Origin of the sequence: Ruegeria alba, from assembly GCF_022321465.1 — a bacterium.
In the GTDB taxonomy this organism is placed as follows: domain Bacteria; phylum Pseudomonadota; class Alphaproteobacteria; order Rhodobacterales; family Rhodobacteraceae; genus Ruegeria_B; species Ruegeria_B alba.
The window spans coordinates 90881-111313 of record NZ_JAKOEM010000013.1 but is presented as its reverse complement, the minus strand read 5'-3'; the positions used below and the strand labels follow the sequence as shown (position 1 = coordinate 111313).

Annotated in this window: 23 protein-coding genes, 1 tRNA gene and 1 riboswitch; of the genes, 11 read left to right on the top strand and 13 right to left on the bottom strand. The window is 64.4% G+C overall.

Annotation, left to right across the window (positions count from 1 at the left end; genetic code table 11):
- Both MB818_RS14710 and MB818_RS22075 read left to right on the top strand, forming a co-directional pair.
- Window positions 1–203: hypothetical protein (locus tag MB818_RS14710; protein ID WP_238905565.1), on the top strand; the 203-nt coding region annotated here is incomplete at its 5' end.
- A complete protein-coding gene (locus tag MB818_RS22075) occupies window positions 200–1222 on the top strand; it encodes a site-specific integrase (protein ID WP_234139901.1) in 1023 nt (340 codons plus the stop codon). The genes MB818_RS14710 and MB818_RS22075, both read left to right, overlap by 4 nt.
- A gap of 99 nt (window positions 1223–1321) precedes the next feature.
- Here MB818_RS22075 and MB818_RS14700 read toward each other — a convergent pair.
- Window positions 1322–1397: transfer RNA gene (locus MB818_RS14700), tRNA-Lys, on the bottom strand.
- Window positions 1398–1607: 210 nt separating this feature from the next.
- Here MB818_RS14700 and dapF point away from each other — a divergent pair.
- Window positions 1608–2447 carry a diaminopimelate epimerase gene (gene dapF / locus MB818_RS14695; RefSeq protein ID WP_234177831.1) on the top strand — a complete coding sequence of 280 codons (840 nt, stop codon included), beginning with the start codon at window positions 1608–1610 and terminating at the stop codon, window positions 2445–2447.
- The gene (gene mtaB / locus MB818_RS14690) at window positions 2444–3700 is read left to right on the top strand and encodes a tRNA (N(6)-L-threonylcarbamoyladenosine(37)-C(2))-methylthiotransferase MtaB (RefSeq protein ID WP_238905562.1); all 1257 of its coding nucleotides are present in this window, start codon (window positions 2444–2446) and stop codon (window positions 3698–3700) included. Before dapF ends, mtaB begins: the two co-directional genes overlap by 4 nt.
- A 79-nt stretch (window positions 3701–3779) precedes the next feature.
- On the opposite strand, the gene MB818_RS14685 is transcribed toward mtaB, so the two are convergent.
- From MB818_RS14685 to MB818_RS14650, 8 genes are all read right to left on the bottom strand, one after another.
- A complete protein-coding gene (locus MB818_RS14685; RefSeq protein WP_238905561.1) occupies window positions 3780–4301 on the bottom strand; it encodes a helix-turn-helix transcriptional regulator in 522 nt (173 codons plus the stop codon).
- Window positions 4298–4864, bottom strand: a complete 567-nt coding sequence (locus MB818_RS14680; RefSeq protein WP_238905560.1) for a cytochrome b/b6 domain-containing protein — start codon at window positions 4862–4864, stop codon at window positions 4298–4300. Before MB818_RS14680 ends, MB818_RS14685 begins: the two co-directional genes overlap by 4 nt.
- A 6-nt stretch (window positions 4865–4870) precedes the next feature.
- Window positions 4871–5125, bottom strand: a complete 255-nt coding sequence (locus tag MB818_RS14675; RefSeq protein WP_234165431.1) for a PepSY domain-containing protein — start codon at window positions 5123–5125, stop codon at window positions 4871–4873.
- A gap of 221 nt (window positions 5126–5346) precedes the next feature.
- Complete coding sequence (locus MB818_RS14670) at window positions 5347–6138, bottom strand: cytochrome c1 (protein ID WP_234139907.1); 792 nt, start codon at window positions 6136–6138, stop codon at window positions 5347–5349.
- Window positions 6139–6156: 18 nt separating this feature from the next.
- A complete protein-coding gene (gene petB, locus MB818_RS14665) occupies window positions 6157–7485 on the bottom strand; it encodes a cytochrome b (RefSeq protein WP_011046034.1) in 1329 nt (442 codons plus the stop codon).
- Between the two features lie 12 nt (window positions 7486–7497).
- On the bottom strand, window positions 7498–8058 hold the full coding sequence (gene petA / locus MB818_RS14660) for a ubiquinol-cytochrome c reductase iron-sulfur subunit (protein ID WP_234139908.1): 561 nt from the start codon (window positions 8056–8058) through the stop codon (window positions 7498–7500).
- Window positions 8059–8258: 200 nt separating this feature from the next.
- On the bottom strand, window positions 8259–8870 hold the full coding sequence (locus MB818_RS14655) for a glutathione S-transferase (protein ID WP_234217116.1): 612 nt from the start codon (window positions 8868–8870) through the stop codon (window positions 8259–8261).
- A 78-nt stretch (window positions 8871–8948) separates the two neighbouring features.
- Complete coding sequence (locus tag MB818_RS14650) at window positions 8949–9563, bottom strand: FMN-binding negative transcriptional regulator (protein ID WP_234139910.1); 615 nt, start codon at window positions 9561–9563, stop codon at window positions 8949–8951.
- A 61-nt stretch (window positions 9564–9624) separates the two neighbouring features.
- Window positions 9625–9825: riboswitch (FMN riboswitch) on the top strand.
- Window positions 9826–9901: 76 nt separating this feature from the next.
- Between MB818_RS14650 and MB818_RS14645 the strand changes: the two genes are divergently transcribed.
- The 4 genes from MB818_RS14645 to MB818_RS14630 all read left to right on the top strand — a co-directional run bounded on the left by MB818_RS14645 (window position 9902) and on the right by MB818_RS14630 (window position 13178).
- A complete protein-coding gene (locus tag MB818_RS14645) occupies window positions 9902–10342 on the top strand; it encodes a 6,7-dimethyl-8-ribityllumazine synthase (protein ID WP_234139911.1) in 441 nt (146 codons plus the stop codon).
- A gap of 151 nt (window positions 10343–10493) precedes the next feature.
- Window positions 10494–11594 carry a chorismate synthase gene (gene aroC / locus MB818_RS14640; protein ID WP_238905559.1) on the top strand — a complete coding sequence of 367 codons (1101 nt, stop codon included), beginning with the start codon at window positions 10494–10496 and terminating at the stop codon, window positions 11592–11594.
- Complete coding sequence (locus tag MB818_RS14635) at window positions 11578–12240, top strand: HD domain-containing protein (RefSeq protein ID WP_238905558.1); 663 nt, start codon at window positions 11578–11580, stop codon at window positions 12238–12240. Before aroC ends, MB818_RS14635 begins: the two co-directional genes overlap by 17 nt.
- Window positions 12237–13178 carry an AEC family transporter gene (locus MB818_RS14630; RefSeq protein WP_238905557.1) on the top strand — a complete coding sequence of 314 codons (942 nt, stop codon included), beginning with the start codon at window positions 12237–12239 and terminating at the stop codon, window positions 13176–13178. Before MB818_RS14635 ends, MB818_RS14630 begins: the two co-directional genes overlap by 4 nt.
- Here the strand turns inward: MB818_RS14630 and MB818_RS14625 are convergent, their stop codons facing one another.
- Complete coding sequence (locus MB818_RS14625) at window positions 13179–14510, bottom strand: CoA transferase (RefSeq protein ID WP_238905556.1); 1332 nt, start codon at window positions 14508–14510, stop codon at window positions 13179–13181.
- Between the two features lie 101 nt (window positions 14511–14611).
- On the opposite strand from MB818_RS14625, the gene MB818_RS14620 reads away from it, so the two are divergent.
- From MB818_RS14620 to MB818_RS14610, 3 genes are read left to right on the top strand one after another with little or no spacing between them, the layout of a single operon-like run.
- Window positions 14612–15547, top strand: coding sequence for a DMT family transporter (locus MB818_RS14620; protein WP_234139916.1), 936 nt, complete (start codon window positions 14612–14614; stop codon window positions 15545–15547).
- Window positions 15548–15603: 56 nt separating this feature from the next.
- Complete coding sequence (cobO, locus tag MB818_RS14615) at window positions 15604–16203, top strand: cob(I)yrinic acid a,c-diamide adenosyltransferase (protein ID WP_238905555.1); 600 nt, start codon at window positions 15604–15606, stop codon at window positions 16201–16203.
- Window positions 16204–16208: 5 nt separating this feature from the next.
- The gene (locus MB818_RS14610; RefSeq protein WP_238905553.1) at window positions 16209–17075 is read left to right on the top strand and encodes a DMT family transporter; all 867 of its coding nucleotides are present in this window, start codon (window positions 16209–16211) and stop codon (window positions 17073–17075) included.
- 82 nt (window positions 17076–17157) lie between these two features.
- Here MB818_RS14610 and MB818_RS14605 read toward each other — a convergent pair whose 3' ends face one another.
- From MB818_RS14605 to MB818_RS14595, 3 genes are all read right to left on the bottom strand, one after another.
- The gene (locus MB818_RS14605) at window positions 17158–18726 is read right to left on the bottom strand and encodes an alkaline phosphatase D family protein (RefSeq protein ID WP_238905551.1); all 1569 of its coding nucleotides are present in this window, start codon (window positions 18724–18726) and stop codon (window positions 17158–17160) included.
- A gap of 142 nt (window positions 18727–18868) precedes the next feature.
- Window positions 18869–19234, bottom strand: a complete 366-nt coding sequence (locus MB818_RS14600; RefSeq protein ID WP_234139920.1) for a hypothetical protein — start codon at window positions 19232–19234, stop codon at window positions 18869–18871.
- A 112-nt stretch (window positions 19235–19346) separates the two neighbouring features.
- Entirely contained in the window at window positions 19347–20327 is a 981-nt protein-coding gene (locus MB818_RS14595) for an AraC family transcriptional regulator (RefSeq protein ID WP_234139921.1), read from the bottom strand.
- Window positions 20328–20433 lie beyond the last annotated feature (106 nt).

Below are 20433 nucleotides of genomic sequence, written 5' to 3'. Positions count from 1 at the left end.
GCGGCAGCGGCGTAACCCAGGCGGAAAAACACCTACAGAACGCCCGAAACCTGTTCAAACAAACCGAACCACCTCTGCTTCAAGGCCACCGGGACGTAGGTATCCCTGTCGTGAGGTCTGAGATCAGCCGTGACGGCAAGGTCGTGATCTACAGCACCGCGAAGCAGACCGACGAGGTCAACAACCCGTGGGATCGCCCGTGAAACGCCGCAAGCAGTTCCCCGGCGCGACGGCCTTTTTCGACCGGCACGGGAAGCGGCGGTGGCGGTTTCGGAAGGGTGGGTTTTCGGCGGAGCTGGGGAGCGACTATGGATCGGAGGATTTCGTTCGCCGTTATGAGGACGCGGTGAACGGGCACAAGACGCGCGGACTGATCGGGACGGACCGGACCAAGCCCTACAGTGTCAGCCAGCTTGTCGCGCTGTGGTATCGCTCGCCCGAGTTCCTCGATCTCGCGCCCAGTACGCAGAAGGTCTATCGCGGAATTGTCGAGAAGTTCCGGGAAGAGCATGGCGACAAGCCCGTGCGGCTGATGCAACAGCGGCATGTGCAGACGATCCTGGCGGAGAAGGCCGAGACACCCACGGCGGCGAACAACCTGCGCAAGCGGCTGATCCAGTTGATGGATTTCGCGACAACGCTGGATAGGCGCGGAGACAATCCGGCACGGGCCACGAAACCTTTCCGCGTGGGCGGTGACGGCTTCCACACTTGGGACGAAGATGAGCTGGCGCAGTTCTTCAAGGCCCATAGGCTCGGCACGCTGGCGCATACGGCGGTGACGCTGATGCTCTACACAGGCGCGGCGCGGGTCGATGCGGTGAAGCTGGGGCCGAAGAATGTCCGCAACGGCAAGATTGAGTACCGGCGGCAGAAGACGCAACGGTCTGGCGGTGTTCTGGTGTCCGTGCCGATCCACCCGGACCTGGCGGAGGTTCTGGACAAGTTGCCGAAGGACCGCCCCTTCCTGGCCACCCAGAAAGGCACGATGCGCTCTGCCGGTGGTCTGGGCAATCTCATGCAGCGTTGGACCGAAGAGGCCGAGCTGCCGCAGTGTTCCGCCCACGGGCTGCGCAAGGCTTGCGCGCGACGTCTGGCCGAGGCCGGAGCCACCGCGCACGAGATCGGCGCGGTCACAAGCCATAAAACACTGGCCCTTGTGCAGCGCTATACCGAGGCCGCAGGCCGCGAAGTCATGGCCGATTCCGCGATGAGCAACTGATCGCCCGCCCGAATGGCGAACGCAATTTAACGAATCTTCCCAAGCGGTTCGTCAATTCTGACACCAACCCCAAGTAGGGAACGGAAATTTGATGGTCAGTGGTGAGCCGTGCAGGATTCGAACCTGCGACCCACTGATTAAAAGTCAGTTGCTCTACCAACTGAGCTAACGGCCCACTCTCTTGTACGGTCTTTCGACCCGTGGCGCTCTCTAAGCCAAATCCCCGATCAGGTTCAAGAGCTTATTTGCGCCTCGTGTCGCTTTCGTTTCCGGCGTGTCCGGCGACCCGATAGGCGGCCTAATTAGGCAGGTGGCAGAGGGGGGTCAACCCCCTTTTTTGCCTAATCCGCGCAGCAGGCTGGAATAAGTTCCCTGGCAGCGTTATATGCCCGCCATGGCACAGCAGACCACCGGTATGACCTTCATGAAGATGCACGGGCTGGGCAACGATTTCGTCGTTGTCGATGCGCGGGCGCATCCGGTCGACGTGACAGCTGCATTGGCTCGGGGTATCGCGCATCGCCATTTCGGCGTGGGATTCGACCAGTTGGCGCTGATCGAACAGGGCAAGGGCGACGCGCATCTCGTATTTCTGAACGCCGACGGTTCAACCTCGGCCGCCTGCGGCAATGCCACCCGCTGTATCGCACGGCATCTGATGGACGAGACCGGCAAGACCGAACTGCATCTGACCACCGATCGCGGCGACCTTTATGCGCGCGACGCGGGCAACGGGCTGACCTCGGTCAATATGGGGGCGCCGCAACTTTTGTGGCACGAGATCCCGCTGGCCGAAGAGATGGATACGCTGGAACTGCCCATCGAGGGCGGCCCGACCGCTACCGGCATGGGCAATCCGCACTGTACGTTCTTCGTCGCCGATGCCGAAGCGATCCCCTTGGCCGAGTTCGGCGCGCGCTACGAGCATCACCCGCTCTACCCACAGCGCACCAATGTGCAGGTCGCACAGGTAATCGGCCCCGACCATATCCGCATGCGGGTCTGGGAACGCGGCGTCGGCATCACCCTGGCCTCCGGTTCCTCCTCCTGCGCCACCGCCGTGGCCGCCGCGCGCCGGGGCCTCACGGGCCGCAAGGTACAGATCGACCTCGACGGCGGCACGCTCTGGATCGACTGGCGCGACGATGGCGTCTGGATGACCGGCCCCACCATGCATGTGTTCAGCGCCACGCTGACGCCCGAATTCCTGGCCAGCCTGGGATGAGCGCGCCCAAGTTCACCACGCTCGGCTGCCGTCTCAACGCCTATGAGACGGAAGCGATGAAGGAACTGTCGGCGCAGGCAGGGCTCGACAACGCCGTGATCGTCAACACCTGCGCCGTCACGGCCGAGGCCGTGCGCAAGGCGCGTCAGGAGATCCGCCGCCTGCGCCGCGAGAACCCCACCGCACGTCTGATCGTCACCGGCTGCGCCGCCCAGACCGAACCCGAGACCTTCACCGCCATGGCCGAGGTCGACGCGGTGATCGGCAATACCGAAAAGATGCGGCCCGAGACCTGGAAGAGCATGGCCGCCGATTTCATCGGCGAGACCGAGACAGTACAGGTCGACGACATCATGAGCGTGACCGAAACCGCCGGTCACCTGATCGACGGATTCGGCACACGCAGCCGCGCCTATGTGCAGGTGCAGAACGGCTGCGATCACCGCTGCACCTTCTGCATCATCCCCTATGGCCGCGGCAACTCGCGCAGCGTTCCGGCGGGCGTGGTGGTGGACCAGATCAAGCGTCTGGTGGATCGCGGCTATAACGAGGTGGTGCTGACCGGGGTCGACCTCACCTCCTGGGGCGCCGACCTGCCCGCAGAACCCAAACTGGGCGATCTGGTGATGCGTATCCTGCGGCTGGTGCCCGACCTGCCACGCCTCAGGATCAGTTCCATCGACTCGATCGAGGTGGACGAGAACCTGATGCAGGCCATCGCCACCGAACCGCGCCTGATGCCACATCTGCATCTCAGCCTGCAACATGGCGACGACCTGATCCTGAAACGGATGAAACGCCGCCACCTGCGCGACGACGCCATCCGCTTTGCCGAAGAGGCCCGCCGCCTGCGCCCCGAGATGACCTTCGGCGCCGATATCATCGCCGGCTTCCCGACCGAGACCGAGGCGCATTTCGAGAACTCGCTGAAACTGGTCGATGACTGCCACCTGACCTGGTTGCATGTCTTCCCCTATTCCCGGCGCGAGGGCACGCCCGCCGCCAAAATCCCCAGCCAGGTTAACGGCAAGACCATCAAGGACCGCGCCGCCCGCTTGCGCGCCGCAGGCGACAGGCGCGTGGCGCGGCACTTGGCCCAACAGGTCGGGCGCAGCCACCGCATCCTGATGGAAAGCCCGCAGATGGGCCGCACCGAGCAATTCACCGAAGTGCATTTCGACACGCCCCAGCCCGAAGGCCAGATCGTCACAACCACGATAACCGGCACTTCTGGCAACGTGCTGACCGCCTGACGACGCCCTCGGGCTTCTTTCTGGTCGGCAATACTCCGGGGTGAATTGCCCGAAGGGCAAGAGGGGCAGCGCCCCTCTCTTATTCCGGATCAACCAGCAGCTCTTCCATGAAAAGGCTCAGGAACTGGGTTCGCCCATCGACTCCCGCTTTGGCATAGATCGCAGCCGATTGCGCGCGGACCGTGCCCGCCGCTCGGCCCCGAACCGTAGCGATGCTGTCATTATCCAGCCCCTTGAGGATCATGAGTGCCACATCGCGCTCGGCGGGTGTCAGCCCCCAATCGGCAAAGAAACCCTCGATCACCACGGCCATCTCACCGCGTGCCGCACGCAGGCCCGTGGTGACCCGCTCCATCCGCAAGAGCAATTGGCGCAGCTCGTATATCAGCACACCCAGCCCGGTGCACAGAACCAGCGCCACACCGCCTTCCAGCCACAGATGCGTGGGGCCGTCGTTGTCCCCCGCCCTCAGGTCGGCAAGAACGTCGCCAATGAAGAACAGGGCACAGAGAGCCTGCAATACGATCATCCAGGCGAGGATTGCAGCCCGGCGCTCATCCGCGTCGCCGGGCCGCATCAGGGGGCGCAGCCAAGTGGTCATCTATCCGAGCGGATCACGGGTATGCGCTTGCGTCCTGTCACCATGGCGCGCGCCAGCGGTACCCCGGTGCGCCATTGATCGAACAGCACACCGCCCACATGCAGGACGACCGAGAGCATCAGCCAGCCAAAGGCCGCCTCGTGCAATTCCTCGACCCAGTCGACGCCAAAGAACGTGACAGTGCCCATCATGATGCCGGTGGCGCTCAGCGCCAGCAATGTCAGCCACAGGTTATAGACCATCAGCGTCCCCAGGGGATTATGCGACAGGTGAACCCTGCGCTCTCCCCGCAGCATCGCCCATAGGTGCCCCAGAGCGGCAGCCGGGTTGGGCGGAAAGGCGGTGAAGCGCGCAGGTTTCGGCCCAACGATACACCACAAGAGCCGCAGTACAACCAGCGCCAGTACGGCATAGCCGACCTGCTCGTGCAACGCGCCATCGGGATCGGTCAACGCGCTGTTGATCAGCACCCCCAGCGCCACCCCCCAATGCGTCAGCCGCACCAGCGGGTCCCAGACGCGGATCTCGCGGGCGCCTTCGCGCCCGCCCGGTGTCCCGGCCATCCAGCCTTACTCCATCTCGATCTTGCTGATCTTGCCGGTCGTGGGATCGACATAGACCTCGGCCATCTTGCCGTCCTTGACCACATAGGCCTCGATCTTGCCGTCCTCATCCTCGATCTTGCGGACGTCATAGCCCAGATCTTTCAGGCTGGTACGGATCTCGTCCGACGAGGTGCCCAGTTGTGTGTCGGTGGTCAGGTCAAGAGCCAACACCGGACTGGCGGCCAGGGCGAGCGCGGCGATCAGGGCAAAGGATTTCATGGAACATCTCCTGAGATTGCGACAGGCGGACCATCCGCCGTCTGTCCCGAAACTGGCCATGCTCCTGTAAAATCGCCATCGAACAAGGGCTTATTTTGCTGGAATAAGCGCCTGCTGATACGTTTGAACACTCGCCGTGATGGCAATCACCTCCCAAAAAGCCAAAAGAAAACCCCCGCACCGGGGTGCGGGGGTTCTCGAAACCAAATTGCAAAAGCGTCTTAGTGCTTCTTGCCCTTATGCGGCGCCCACAGGCGCTTGTTGGTCAGGTACAGCATGCTGGCCAGGATGGTCAGAAAGATCACGCCCACCAGACCGGCCTGCTTGCGGGCCATCATCTTGGGTTCGGCCGCCCACATCAGGAAGGCCGACACATCAGCCGCCATGTGGTGCAGGTCGTTGGCATGACCATCGGCAAATTCCACCTGCTCGTCACTCAGCGGCGGCGCCATCGAGATCCAGCCACCCGGAAAGGCGGTGTTCTCATACAGGATCGAACCCGCTTCTTCCTTCTCGTGGCCGGTGTAACCGGTCAGCAGCGAGGCGATGTATTCCGCGCCGCCGATCCCCTTGAACAGCTGGTTGATGCCCAGACCGTAAGGGCCGTGGAAGCCCGCGCGCGCCTTGGCCATCATGCTGAGGTCCGGGGCGCCAGCGGCGGTGTTGGCCGGGAAATGATCGGTCGGGATCGCCGGGCGATCGTCTTCCAGTTCCGGGTCATAGACCGTGAAGGTTTCGGACGCATAGGCGCGGACCTGATCGCCCGTCCAGCCGATACCACCCTCGTCGCCCAGCGTGCGCAGCGGCACGTATTTCAGGCCGTGGCAGGCGGCGCAGACCTCGGTATAGACCTGAAGGCCGCGTTGCAGCTGGTTCTGGTCATAGGTGCCAAAGGGGCCTTCGAACGAGAACTGGAAATCCTCGATATGCTGCTCACCGCCCCCTGCCGCATGGGATGCGACAGGAGCGAGCGCCAGGGCAAAAGCGGCACCGATTGCAAGTTTCTTGAACATGAGTTCCGGTCCCTCTTCTTACTCGGCCGGAGTGGCGTCGGACGCCGTGCCGTAGTGCGCGTTGAAGTCTTCCTCGATCGTGGCCGGCTGCGGCAGCGGCTTCTCGATCACACCCAGGATGGGCAGGATCACGAAGAAGTAGCCGAACCAGTAGGCCGAAGCGATCAGCGAGAAGGATGCATAGGGCTCTTCCGCCGGCATCGCGCCCAGCCACATCAGGGCGAAGAAGTCGATGATCAGCAGGTAGAACCACCATTTGAACATCGGACGATACTTGCCCGAACGGACCGACGAGGTGTCGAGCCAGGGCGCCAGCGCCATGGCCAGGATCGCGCCGAACATTGCCAGCACGCCAAAGAACTTGGCGTCGATGATGCCGCCGGTCACGAAGCTGGCGATCTGCACCACCCAAACTTCCGAAGTGAAGGCGCGCAGGATGGCGTAGAACGGCAGGAAGTACCATTCAGGCACGATATGCGCGGGCGTCACCAGCGCGTTGGCCTCGATATAGTTGTCGGGGTGGCCCAGATAGTTCGGCATGAAGCCGACAATCGCCCAGAAGATCACCAGCACGATGGCCAGGCCCACCAGGTCCTTGATCACGAAATAGGGCCAGAACGGCAGCGTGTCCTTCTCGGCCTCGGCTTTCGACCCGCGGCGAACTTCAACACCCGTGGGGTTGTTGTTGCCGGTGGTGTGGAAGGCCCAGATATGCACGATGACCAGCGCCGCGATGACGAAGGGCAGCAAATAGTGCAGCGAGAAGAAGCGGTTCAGCGTGGCATTGTCCACCGCAGGCCCGCCCAAGAGCCAGGTCTGGATCGCCTCGCCCACAAAGGGGATGGCGCCGAACAGGCCGGTGATCACGGTTGCGCCCCAGAACGACATCTGTCCCCACGGCAGCACATAGCCCATGAAGGCGGTGCCCATCATGCAGAGATAGATCAGCATGCCGACGATCCAGGTGATCTCGCGCGGGGCCTTGTACGAGCCGTAGAACAGGCCGCGGAAGATGTGGATATAGACGGCGACAAAGAACAGCGAGGCGCCGTTTGCATGCAGATACCGCAGCATATAGCCGCCGTTCACGTTGCGCATGATGTGCTCGACGCTGGCAAATGCCATGTCGACATGCGGGGTGTAATGCATCACCAGCACGATGCCGGTGACGATTTGCAGCGCCAGGCAGAAGGCCAGGACGATGCCCCAGATCCACCACCAGTTCAGGTTCTTGGGGGTAGGGATCATGATGGTGTCATAGATCAGGCCGACGATGGGCAAGCGGCTGTTCAGCCACTTCTCGGCGCCCGTCTTCGGTTCGTAATGGTCGTGCGGAATACCGGCCATGAGCGCGCTTCCTTATCCCAGCTTGATGGTGTTTTCGTCGACGAACTCTGCAACCGGAATGTGCAGGTTCTCGGGCGCGGGGCCTTTGCGGATCCGGCCGGAGGTATCGTAGTGCGAGCCGTGGCAGGGGCAGAACCAGCCGTGGAAATCGCCGGCACCGTCGCCCAGCGGCACACAGCCCAGGTGGGTGCAGACACCCATCATCACCAGCCATTCGCCGTTTTCGTCCAGCGAACGGTTTTCGTCCTTGGCATCGGCACCCGGCTTGTTGGGGTTCTCGGCGCTCTGGTCGATCAGATCGCCCAGTTCGACGGCACGCGCCTCGCTGATTTCTTCCTCGGTGCGGCGGCGGATGAACACCGGCTTGCCCAGGAACTTGACGCTGATCTGGGTGCCGACCTCGACACCGCTGATGTCAACGCGAATCGACGACAGCGCCTGAACATCCGCCGACGGGTTCATCTGGTTGACCAGCGGCCAGACAGCGGCCCCGGTGGTTACGACACCTGCGCCAGCCGTGGCGTAGTAGAGGAAATCTCTGCGGGTGCCTTCGTGATCTTCTGCGTGGGACACGAGGTTTTCTCCGATTCCAGCGCCCGGGTCCGGGCAAACATGCATGTGCACCGCAATAAAATGCGGTGACTCAACGCGGGTATCTATCCGGGAGAAATCGGTTCGTCCAGCGGTCATAGGCGCGCAGGACGCCGCAGTTTGCCTTTCATGTCGCGGCAGAGCCACACAATTTCAAGCTCGACCCGGATATTTTACCCCCCTCAGGCCGCAGGCGGGCGCGTCTCGACCATCGAGGCGCGCGATTCGAAATCGGCGAACCACGCGGCCAACGCCGGGTTGCCGTTGCGCCAACCGCGCACGTCATGCCGGAAATCGACATAGGCCAGCGCACAGGCCACCGCGATCTGGCCCATGTCCACCGGCCCGGCCAGATGCGCCATCCAGCGGCTCTCCAGCGCGGCGCAGGCGCGGGCGATCTTGTTCCACTGTCCTTCGACCCACGCGTCCCAGCGCCTGTCCTCGGGCCGCAGCCGCCCCTCATAGGTCATCAACAGCGCCGCGTCGGTGATACCGTCGCCCAGTGCCTCCAGCGTCATCGTGTTCCAGCGCCCGTCGCCTTCGGGATACAGCCCGCCCTTGTAGCGCGCATCCAGATAGGCGGTGATCACCCGGCTGTCGAACAGGGTCGGCCCCTCGGGCCGTTCCAGCGCCGGCACCTTGGTCAGCGGGTTCTTGGCCAAGAGCGCCTCGGCCGGGACCAGCGGCGTGCCGCTGGCGGTCACCAACTCGACATCGCCCAGCTTGCCGGTTTCATGCAGCAGCACCATGACCTTGCGCACATAGGGCGAGGTCGGGCTGTAATAGAGCTTCATCACGATGGTCTCCCTTTTTGCCTGTCAGCGCGGACCAATCCGCGTCAATCTCTAGTCGTATGCCGCGCAGCACCGGGATCAAGCCCCCCGCATCAGAGCCGCCAATGCGTCCAGCTCCGCACCGATACCTGCGGTCGCGATGCCTTCGGCCGCGCCATACCGTGCCAGCTCGGGCTTGTTCTGACCAAGCTTCCACGTACCCTGCACATCTGACACGCGCATCCGGCAGGGCACGATCATCCGCAACATCCGCTCAAGCGCACCGGGTGTCATCTTGGCGCTGGTCCAGGCAGGCTTGGGCAAAAGCCGAGCCTCGAAATAGGCCGAAAGACGGTCCAGCAAGCCCGGCAACTCTTCCTGCGGACACAACTCCAGCTCTCCGGTCAGATGCACGGCAACATAGTTCCAGGTCGGCACCTGATCCGCGACACCATACCAGTCGGGCGAAACATAGCTGTCCGGCCCGCTGACCGCCAACCGCACCGCCACCGGTTCGGACAAGAGCCGCACGATCGGGTTCGACCGCACCAGATGCAGCTCGGCCACGTCCCCGTCGGGGTTCAGCAAAAACGGCACATGACTGATCAGCGGCGCGCCCTCGGCGGCCACCGCCAACACGCCAAACCCGCGCGCCCGGGCAAACTCCAGATTGCGCGCGGTGCTTTCGCCACGAAACGCCGGGTTGGGATGCATTGCGGTTCTCCTCTCTTGTCGATTCCGTCTTGCAGCGCCCACCGCGTCTTGGCAAGTTCCCCCTCGTTCTCAGGGCGGGGCGGAATTCCCCACCGGCGGTATGCGGGCCAGACCCGCGAGCCCGCGAGCGGCTCTTCCCGCGTCCACGATCCGAAAAGTGGGAACCGGTTTTCGGACATATCGTGGAGCCAGAAGAAGAGTGTCAGCAGATCTGGTGAGAGGCCAGAGCCGACGGTCACAGTCCGGATGAAAGAGAACGCACGGCCAGGCCACGCAACCGCGTGCGCCCGACCGTTCGTGATCGCCTTGGGTGACGTGTCTAACCAATGGAGATCATGATGACACACACCCGCTATGCCTTCATCAAGGCCAACTGGCATGCCGATATCGTCGACCGCGCGCTCGACGGTTTCCTCGACCTCATCCCGGCGGAACAGGTCGACATCTACGACGTGCCCGGCGCGTTCGAGATGCCGCTCCTCGCCCGCGATCTTGCACAGACCGGCCGCTACGCCGCCGTGGCCTGTGCCGCCTTTGTCGTCGATGGCGGCATCTACCGGCACGATTTCGTGGCCCAGGCGGTGGTCGACGGGCTGATGCGCGCGGGGCTCGACACCGGCGTTCCGGTCCTGTCGGTCTCGCTGACCCCGCATCAATACCAGGAAACCGATCACCACAACGCCATTTACCGCGCCCATTTCGTGCACAAGGGACGCGAGGCCGCCCGCGCCGCGCTCCAGATCACCGCGACCCGCTCGAAACTGGCGCAAGCGGCCTGATCCTTCATTTCGCCTCAAATACTCCGGGGGAGCCTACAAAATTCGTCGAATTTTGTAGGTGGGGGCGGCGCCCCCTCCCCCTCTCGACCTCGCAAACCCCTTGAGGCCCGGAGCGCGCGCCGCTAAGCACATCCCGCAAAGGAGCCCGCCTATGTCGATGAACAGTTTTGGCCATCTCTTCCGCGTCACCACCTGGGGTGAAAGCCACGGTCCCGCGCTTGGCGCCACCGTCGATGGCTGCCCGCCCGGCGTGCCGATCGACGAGGCGATGATCCAGCACTGGCTAGACCGCCGCAAACCCGGCCAGAACAAATACACCACCCAGCGCCGCGAAGCCGACGAGGTCAAGATCCTCTCGGGCGTGTTCGAGGGCCAGACCACTGGCACCCCGGTGCAGCTGATGATCGATAATACCGACCAGCGGTCCAAGGATTACGGGGATATCAAGGACAAGTTCCGCCCCGGCCATGCCGACATCACCTATTTCCAGAAATACGGCATCCGCGACTATCGCGGCGGTGGTCGCAGCTCGGCCCGTGAAACCGCTGCCCGGGTGGCCGCCGGTGGCCTCGCGCGCGAGGCCATCCGCGCCCTGGCCCCCAATGTCCAGATCACCGGTTACATGGTACAGATGGGCCCCAACCGCATCGACCGCGCACGCTTCGACTGGGCGCAGATCGAACAGAACCCGTTCTGGGTGCCCGATGCGCAGGCCGCCGCTGACTGGGCCGATTATCTCGACGGGCTGCGCAAGTCCGGCAGTTCGGTCGGTGCGGTGATCGAGGTCGTGGCGCGCGGCGTGCCCGCGGGCCTCGGCGCGCCGGTCTATGGCAAGCTCGACACCGATCTGGCCGCCGCGATGATGTCGATCAACGCCGTCAAGGGCGTCGAGATCGGCGAGGGCATGGCCGCCGCCGAACTGACCGGCGAGGCCAATGCCGACGAGATCTTCATGGGTCAGAACGGCCCGCAATACAGCTCGAACCACGCGGGCGGCATTCTGGGCGGCATCTCGACCGGGCAGGACATCGTGGTGCGTTTTGCGGTGAAACCCACATCGTCGATCCTGACCACCCGCAAGACCATCACCAAGTCCGGCGAAGAGACCGAAATCATCACCAAGGGCCGCCATGACCCCTGCGTCGGCATCCGCGCCGTGCCGGTGGGCGAGGCGATGATGGCCTGCGTGATCCTCGATCACCTGCTGCTGCACCGGGGCCAGATCGGGACCAATCGTGGCCATATCGGCTGAACTGCATCAGGTGCTGCGCGGGATCGTCGCCCAGCGCATGGCGACCGATCCGGCGCATGATCTCGCCCATCTGGACCGGGTCTGGGTCAATGTGCAGGCCATCGCCGGACCCGGCGCAGACCGGGACGTGCTGCTGGCGGCCAGCTACCTGCACGATCTGGTGAACCTGCCCAAGAACGCGCCCGACCGGCACACCGCCTCGCGCCGCTCGGCCGAGGAGGCCGCGCCGATCCTGCGCGGCCTGGGCTTTGACGAGGCACAGATCGCAGCCACTGGCCACGCCATCGCCGCGCACAGCTTCTCCGCTGGAATCCCGCCCGAGAGCGAAGAGGCGCGCATCCTGCGCGATGCCGACCGGCTGGATGCGCTGGGTGCCATCGGTATCGCGCGCAACTTCTCGGTCTCCGGCTCGCTGGGCCGGGCGCTTTATGATCCCGCCGATCCCTTCTGCGAACACCGAACGACTGACGATGCGCTCTATTCGCTGGACCACTGGCGGGTAAAGCTGCTGACCTTGCCGCAGGGCATGCTGACCGACAAGGGCCGCACCCTGGCCCAGGCCCGCATCGCGCTGATGCTGCGCTTCCTCGACGATTTCGCGGCTGAGATCGGCACGCCGCTGCCTGCCGAATGGACACACGGATGAGCCAGATCCTGACCATCACCTTTCCGATCTACGCCGCACTCGCCATCGGGTTTCTGGTGGTCCGGCAGGACTGGTTCAGCACCGGTGACATGCGGGTGCTGGGCCGCTACGTGATGGATATCGCGCTGCCCGCGCTCCTCTTCAACGCGGTGGCCAGCCGCGACGTGGCCGAGGTGTTTCACCCCGGCTATATGCTCGCCTTTGCCGCCGCCGGGCTTGGCACGGTCGCGCTCAGCTATCTGTGGTTCACCCTGTCGGGCACCGAGGCCAACCGCCGTGCGGTGGCAGTGATGGGCAGTTCCTGTCCCAATTCCGGCTTTGTCGGCTATCCGGTGATGCTGCTCACCTTTCCCGATCTGGCGGGCGTGATCCTGGCGCTGAACATGCTGGTCGAGAACGTGCTGATCATCCCCGCCTGCCTGATCCTGATGGATATGGCACGCGGGCGCGGTCAGGGCGGCATCGGCCAGCGGGTCGCGGGCATCCTTTGGGGCGTGCTGAAGCGCCCGATGGTGATCGGCCTGCTGCTGGGCCTCGCGGTCAGCCTCGCCGGCGTGCCGGTGCCGCAAACCGTGACAAGGCTGATGCAGATGCTGGCCGCCTCCGCCTCGGCGCTGGCGCTGGTGGTTATAGGCGGCTCGCTTGCGGGCCTCAGCTGGCGCGGCAGCCGCTGGCATGCGGTCCAGATCTCGGCGCTGAAACTTCTGCTGCACCCGGCGCTGGCCCTGCTGGCGGTGATGCTGGTCGCCGCTATCGGCCTGCCGCTTGATCCCAACATGCGCACCGCCCTGATTCTGTCGGCGGCAATGCCGATGTTCGGCATCTACGCCGTTCTGGCTCAGGAACTGGGGCACGAGGGCATGGCCTCGATCGCCCTGCTCACGGCAACGACGCTGGCCTTCTTCACGCTCTCGGGCCTCCTCTGGTGGCTGACCTGATCAGCGCCACGCCGCGGGCGACGATCCCAGCTCACAAGCCCCGCTGTCCCAGCGCATCGGCGCCCCCTCGACACTCAGCGCCGGTTTCAGCCGCCGCGCCGGTCCCCAAGGGGTCCGCTCTTCCCAATCCGACAGGTCATCGGGAGTGGAGCCGGTAATCGCCGGGCCATCCTCTGCCTTTTCCATGGAACACAGCAGCTCCGCCGTCCGCGCCAAGGACAACCGGGCCGAAGAGACGCCCTCTCCCCGCGCCGCCCGTGCCAGCGCCGACAGGACCGAAGCTGCCATAAGATACCCCGTCGCATGGTCCAGCGCCTGCACCGGCAGCGGATGCGGCTTATCGACCCCGGCCCAGCCCATGCCCGCCTCGGCAATGCCACAGCTCATCTGCACCAGTGAGTCGAACCCGCGCCGCCCGGCCCAAGGCCCGGTCCAGCCATAGGCGCACAGGCTCACCTCGATCAGGTTCGGCGCCAGTTCCAAACGCCGCTCGGGCGAGACCATCGCATCCAACGCGCCGGGACGATAACCATGCACCAGCACATCCGCCCCTGCCAGCAGCGCCTCGAACCGGGCCCGGTCGGCGGCCTGCTTCAGGTCCAGATGGGCACAGGTCTTGCCCAGTGTCACATCCGGAATCACCCCCGGCTCCGACCAGCTTGGCGGGTCGATGCGCAGCACCTCGGCCCCGTATCCCGCCAGCGTTCGCGTCGCCATCGGCCCCGCCAGCACCCGTGTCAGGTCGAGCACCCTCAGCCCCGCAAGCGGCCGCGCCCGCGTGCCGCCGAAATCGCGCAAGGCACCGGTCCGCGTGGCCCAATGCACCAGCGGCTCCGCCGCCACCGCCGCCCCCTGCGGATGCGCCAGCCAGGCGTCGCGGCTGCGCATCGCCGCCGCTGCCCCGCCCGCGCCCACGACCGCCGTTTCCAACGCGTCGATCTGCCAGCCGCGCAGCGCCTCGGCCACCTCCGACCGTTCCGCCGCGCAGCCAAGTACTGAGAGCGCCGCATCCCGGTGATGTGGCGCGTTTGTGTGCAGCCTGATCCAGCCATCCGCCGCCGCATAATCCCCCGCAATCGGGTCCCAGGCGCCGGGCATCTGCCAGCCCTGTGGATGGATCGACCAGGAATACCACAGCGAGGCCAACCGCCGGTCCACCGTCACCGCCGGACGCGGCCCAAGACCCGTGGCCTCGATCACCTCGCCCAGCGCCGCGCCCACCGCGCCAAAGCAGCGGGTAGCCAGATCGGTCACCGCGAACCGGGACGGCCACGCGCCCACGCCCTGAACATCAAACGCTTGCGGCCCGAATGCGGCGGATAGCTGATCCATACCCTGTGCTCCCACTTGCTTTCTGCACCTGCACAATGACTGTTACCGATAGCAGAAATCAAGCGATTGATCTTTCCCAACCAAAGGCGCAGGGTCGGGCCATGGCAAACCCCTTAACATCGCATCGACCGGTCCTGGCCATCACGCTGAAACTCAGCGCGCTGGTCTTGTTCACCGTGATGTCGGCGATGATCAAGGCGCTGTCGGCCGATTTCCCGCCGGGCGAGATGGTGTTCTTCCGCTCGCTCTTTGCCATCCCCGTCATCCTTGTCTACCTGATCGCGCGCGGCCAGTTGCGGCAGGGTCTGATCGTCAAGAAACCCATGGGCCATTTCTGGCGCGGCCTCCTGGGGACCAGCGCCATGGGGCTGACCTTTACCGGCCTTGGCCTGCTTCCCCTGCCCGAGGTGACGGCCATCGGCTATGCCACCCCGATCTTTACTCTGATCCTGGCGGCGCTGATGCTGGGAGAGACTATCCGGCTGGTGCGCATCGGCGCGGTCGCTTTGGGCCTTTTGGGCGTGATCGTCATGCTCTGGCCGCGTCTGGGCACCGGTGCCTCGCTGGACCAGGCGGCCACCATCGGCGCGCTCTGCGTGCTGGGCGCGACCGTGGCGCGCGCCTTTGTGCAGATCCATATCCGGCAACTGGTGCAGGTCGATCACGCCGCCGCCATCGTGTTTTACTTCTCGCTCACCGCGACGCTCCTGTCGGCGCTGACGGCGTTTTTCGGCTGGACCATGCCAACCCCGCAACAGGCCGCGATCCTGATCCTGACCGGGTTGATCGGTGGGGTGGCGCAGATCCTCGTCACCTCCTCCTACCGCTTTGGCCAGGCCTCGATGCTGGCGCCCTATGACTATGCCTCGATGCTGTTCGCCATCGTCATCGGCTATGTCTGGTTCGACGAATTGCCGACCCTGGTGATGCTGGCCGGCGCCCTGCTGGTGATCGCGGGCAACGTGGTGGTGATCTGGCGCGAGCGGCAGCTGGGCCTCGACAATGTGAAGACCCGCCCGCTCAATCCCAAGGCGTGACCTTTACCTTTCCGCGCCACGCCCTAGGGTAGCGCGCAACCGGGAAAGGAACACAGATGACCGAAGCGCAGGACCACAAGGAAAAGATGAAGGCCGTGCAGGCCGAGCACCGCAAGAAAGTCTCCGAGGCGGTCGACCCCGGGCGCGGGCTGGTTCTGATCAACACCGGCAAGGGCAAGGGCAAATCCTCGGCCGCCTTTGGCGTGGTGATCCGGGCGCTGGGTTGGGGGCAAAAGGTCGCCGTAGTCCAGTTCATCAAGGGCAAGTGGAAGACCGGCGAGCGGCGTTTCTTCGAGGAACACAACCTGGTGACCTGGCACACTATGGGCGAGGGCTTCACCTGGGACACCCAGGATCGCGAACGCGACATTGCCGCCGCCACCGCCGCCTTTGGCAAGGCGCGCGAACTGATGGAAAGCGGCGACTACGACCTCGTGGTGCTGGACGAGATCAACATCGCGCTGCGTTATGAATACCTGTCGGTCGAGGCGGTGCTGGACGGGCTCAAGGCCCGCTCGGACCGCACCAGCGTGTTCCTGACGGGGCGCGATGCGCCGCAGGCGCTGCGCGACTATGCCGATCTGGTGACCGAGATGACGGTCGAGAAACACCCGTTCGAGGCCGGGATCAAGGCGCAGCGCGGCGTGGATTTCTGACGCCCATGAGCCGGCAGGCCGAAAACCTCAGCAGCAGCCTCTATATGGTGGCCGCCATGGGCGCCTTTGCGCTCGAGGATATGTTCGTCAAATCCGCCACGGCGGTCCTGCCCGTCGGGCAGGTGCTGATTCTCTTCGGGCTGGGCGGCATGGGCATCTTTGCCCTGCTGGCCCGCTGGCGGGGCGAGGCCGCCTTTGTCCGGCCCGACCGGACGCTCGCGATCCGCTCGGGCTTCGAGGTGATGGGGCGCATCTGCTATACGCTGGCGCTGGCGCTGACCCCACTCACCAGCACATCCGCCATCCTTCAGGCGACACCGCTGGTGGTGGCGATGGGGGCGGCGCTGTTTCTGGGCGAAACGGTGGGCTGGCGGCGCTGGGTCGCGATCCTGATCGGGCTGGCGGGCGTGCTGCTGATCCTGCGCCCCGGGATGCAGGGTTTTGTCCCCGCCTCGATCTTTGCCGTCCTCGGCATGATCGGCTTTGCCGGGCGCGACCTGGCCACCCGCGCCGCGCGGCCCCGGCTGAGCAACGCGCAACTGGGCGTCTACGGCTTTGGCGCGCTGGTGGTCTCGGGCGTGCTGGCTTTGGTCTGGACCGGCGGCGCTACCCTGCCAGATTGGGGCACAGCGCGGCACCTGGGTGCCGCGATCCTGTTCGGTGTACTGGCATACGAATGCCTGACCCGCGCAATGCGGCGCGGCGAGATCTCGGTCATCGCCCCGTTCCGCTATGCGCGGCTGGTCTTTGCCATGATCCTCGGGATTGTTGTGTTTGGCGAAACGCCAGACGCCGCCACCTGGGTGGGTAGCGCCATCATCGTCGCGGGCGGCATCTACACCATCCTGCGCGAAGGCCGCGCCCGACGCTGACTGGCCCCATCGGGGCCAGCCGCAGAATTTCACAGAAATTCTGTCACCAGAAAATTTTCAATTTTCTGGCCCGTGGCAAACGTCAGAGCGCCGACAGAACCGGGTCGAGCGTGACCGACCACAGCTCGGTATTGCCGCGATCCATCAGGCGGACCTTCATCTGCTGGCTGGCGGCGTCGATGTCCACGAGGCCGAAGAACTGGAGCCCCATGCTGGGCGGCAGGTTCGCGCCCTGCTCCGGTGTCGGCGCCTTGACGAACTTCACCTCGGGGCCAAAGGTCCGGTCCAGCTCGTTGGGGCCGAAGGTCCCGGCATGCAGCGGGCCCGAGACAAACTCCCAGAACGGCTCGAAATCCTGGACCTGCGCCCGGTCCGGGCTGTAGTGATGCGCGGCGGTGTAATGCACATCCGCCGTGAACCAGACCGTGTTGCGCACGCCCGCGCTCTTGATAAAGCGCAGGAGATCGGCAATCTCCAACTCGCGCCCTCGCGCAGGGCCGTGGTCACCGTTCGCCACCGCCTCGGCGCCTGCCTTTTCCTTCCAGTTGTCCCAGACGATCAGCCCAATGGGCATGTCGGATGCGATCACCTTCCAGGTCGCGGTCGAGGCCGCCAGTTCCCGCTTGATCCAGGCCAGCTGCTCGGCGCCCAGGATACGGCTCTGATCGGTGATTTCCTCCTCCATCGACGCGCCGTTGGGCCCGCGATAGCTGCGCAGGTCGAGGAAGAACACATCCAGCATCGGCCCGTAGGAAATCTTGCGATAGACCCTGCCCGGCTCGGCGGGCGTGATCCTGAGCGGCGTCATCTCGTGAAACGCCCGCGCGGCGCGGCTTTGCAGCACATGCACCGACTTCTCGGTATAGCGGTCGTCGGCGCTCAGGTCCTTGGCATCCGACCAGTTGTTGACCACCTCGTGGTCGTCCCATTGGAAGAATGTCGGGCAAAGCGCGTTCATCGCCTGCACATGTTCGTCCATCAAATTGTATTTCCACTGACCCCGGAACTCGGCCAGCGTTTCGGCCACCTTGCGCTTTTCCTCGATCAAGGTGGTGTTCTTCCAGATCACCGCGCCGTCCTTTTCGACCTCGTCCTTCATCGGGCCATCGGCATAGATCGTATCGCCGGAATGGATGAAGAAATCGGGCCGATGTTGAGCCATGGTGGCATAGGTGCGCATACCCTCGTCGTCGATACCCCAACCCTGACCGGCGGTATCGCCCGACCACGCAAACCGGATATCCCGCCGCGCGGTCGGTGCTGTACGGAAGCGGCCGACGATGGGCTCGGACACGGCGCGGATATCGTCCAAGTCGGCGGCGACAAAGCGATAGAACACCTCCTGATCGGCGGGCAGGCCCTCGACCAGCCGCTTGACGGCAAGATCGCTCTCGGGTGTGGCGAACATCGGCGACAGGCGGCGCGCCTCGGCAAAGCTCTCGGTGCTCGACACTTCCATCATCACTTTTGCCGGACGGTCGGTGCGGGTCCAGATCATGCCCGATGCGGTATCGACGTCACCGGATTGCACCCCATGGGTAAAGACCGGGCGCGAGGCGGCGCGACTGATCGCGGGTATGGCCAGCGTTGCGGTAAAAGCGGTGCCGCCTGCCAGAAAGGCCCGGCGCGAGGGGCGAAGAAGTCGTGTCATGCGAATGCTCTCCTGTCTGGCGGCCGGAGTCTCCGGTCCGCGCGATTGGTAGGCGCATGAGAGCCGCGGGTTTGTAAAACCCGCGGCTCGGATTCTTGAACTTCTCACGATGTTATTGTGACGGATCGCTGCCGTCACCGGCTTACATCGCCGGTTTCGCCTCGGGCGTGCTCAAAGAGATCACGGTGACAACCGCCGCGCCGTTGACCCAGTAGAACAGCGCATCCAGCCCCGTGAACCCGAACAGGCTGGGCGCCAGCAGGAACACGATGCCCACGGTCAGGTCAACGGCCAGATGGAACTTGTAGGGCAGGACGCGCCAGACCCCCAGATGGTGATCGGTCAGCAGGGTCAGGACAAAGGCCGCGAAACCGGTGATCACCGACAGCCACAGCGCCATCGGGTTGTCGGCGCCCAGGCCCAGGATCACGGGCAGGCCCATCAGGGCCAGCGCCACGGGATAGTCGAGATAGGCATGCACGGTGCGGGTAACAAAACGAATAGACATGATTGGGGTCCTTATCAGGTTGGTTGAACCGCCCTACGGCGGCATACCCCTGATATGGAGCCAGAAGATCGAACGCTGAATGATCCAAAGTTCGAGAATCAAGTCAGATCGTTCAGGATGCAGCCAATGCCTGTCTCTTCGCGCTATCGAACTGTTGCCGATAGGCCGCTGGGGACACCCCGAGCTGCTTGCGGAACACCCGGCTGAACGCCGCTTCCGAGGCGTAGCCGGCCAATTCAGCGGCATCGGCCACGCTCAACCGGCTGTCAACCAGACCCTGACAGGCGATCTGCATCCGCCACGAGGTCAGGTATTGCATCGGGGTCATCTCCATCTTGGCAGCGAAATGCTGCGCGAAACCGGTGCGTGACTGCCCCGCAATCCGAGCCAGCATTTCGACAGTCCAGTCCTTGGCCGGATCCCGGTGAAAGGCGCTGAGCGCGCGCGACAGGTTGGGATCAGCAAACCCCGCCAGCGCGGAATCGTCCGGGCTCACGGTTTCCAGATGCGCCCGAATCGCCTGGGCAAACAGCGCCTCGGTCATCTTGAGCGCGATCAGGTCGCTGCCCATCCTGTCGCGCCCGGCCTCGGCCGCGATCACGCGCAAAGTTGCCTCCAGCCACGCGCCGCGCTCCTCGCCATAATCCCGGATAAGGATATAGGGCGGTAGCCGCTCCAACAGGGTATGACCCGGGCAGGACCGGCCATGCATGCCGTAGGTCAGATGCCCGCAGATCAGCTGCGTGTCCTGATCGTCCTCGTCGCCGCCATAGACCAGCACCCCCTCACCGCGATAGCCCGACCGGCTCAGCACCGTATCCAGCGGCAGCGCGGAATCGGGGCGCGAATGCTGGCACAACAGCATGTGTTCGGCACCGTGCGGGATCAGCACCAGATCACCTTGGGTCAGTCGCAGCGTCTCGTTTGCCGCCGGCACATGCACCATGCATTCGCCGCGATAGGCGAAGTGAAACCGGGCCACGTTCTGATACGAGGGCACGTGCACGCCGAAGGGCGGCGTGAACGAGGTGCGGAAATACAGCGTCCCCTTCAGGGACAGACGGGTGAGGATATCGCTGAGCAGGTCCAACATGCCGCCAACATACTTATTTTTTTCATTCCGTCCAGATAGCTGAACGATCTGCAATGTTCTTTGTCTTCACGCGCATTCAACATACCGGGAAACCAATTATCTGAGG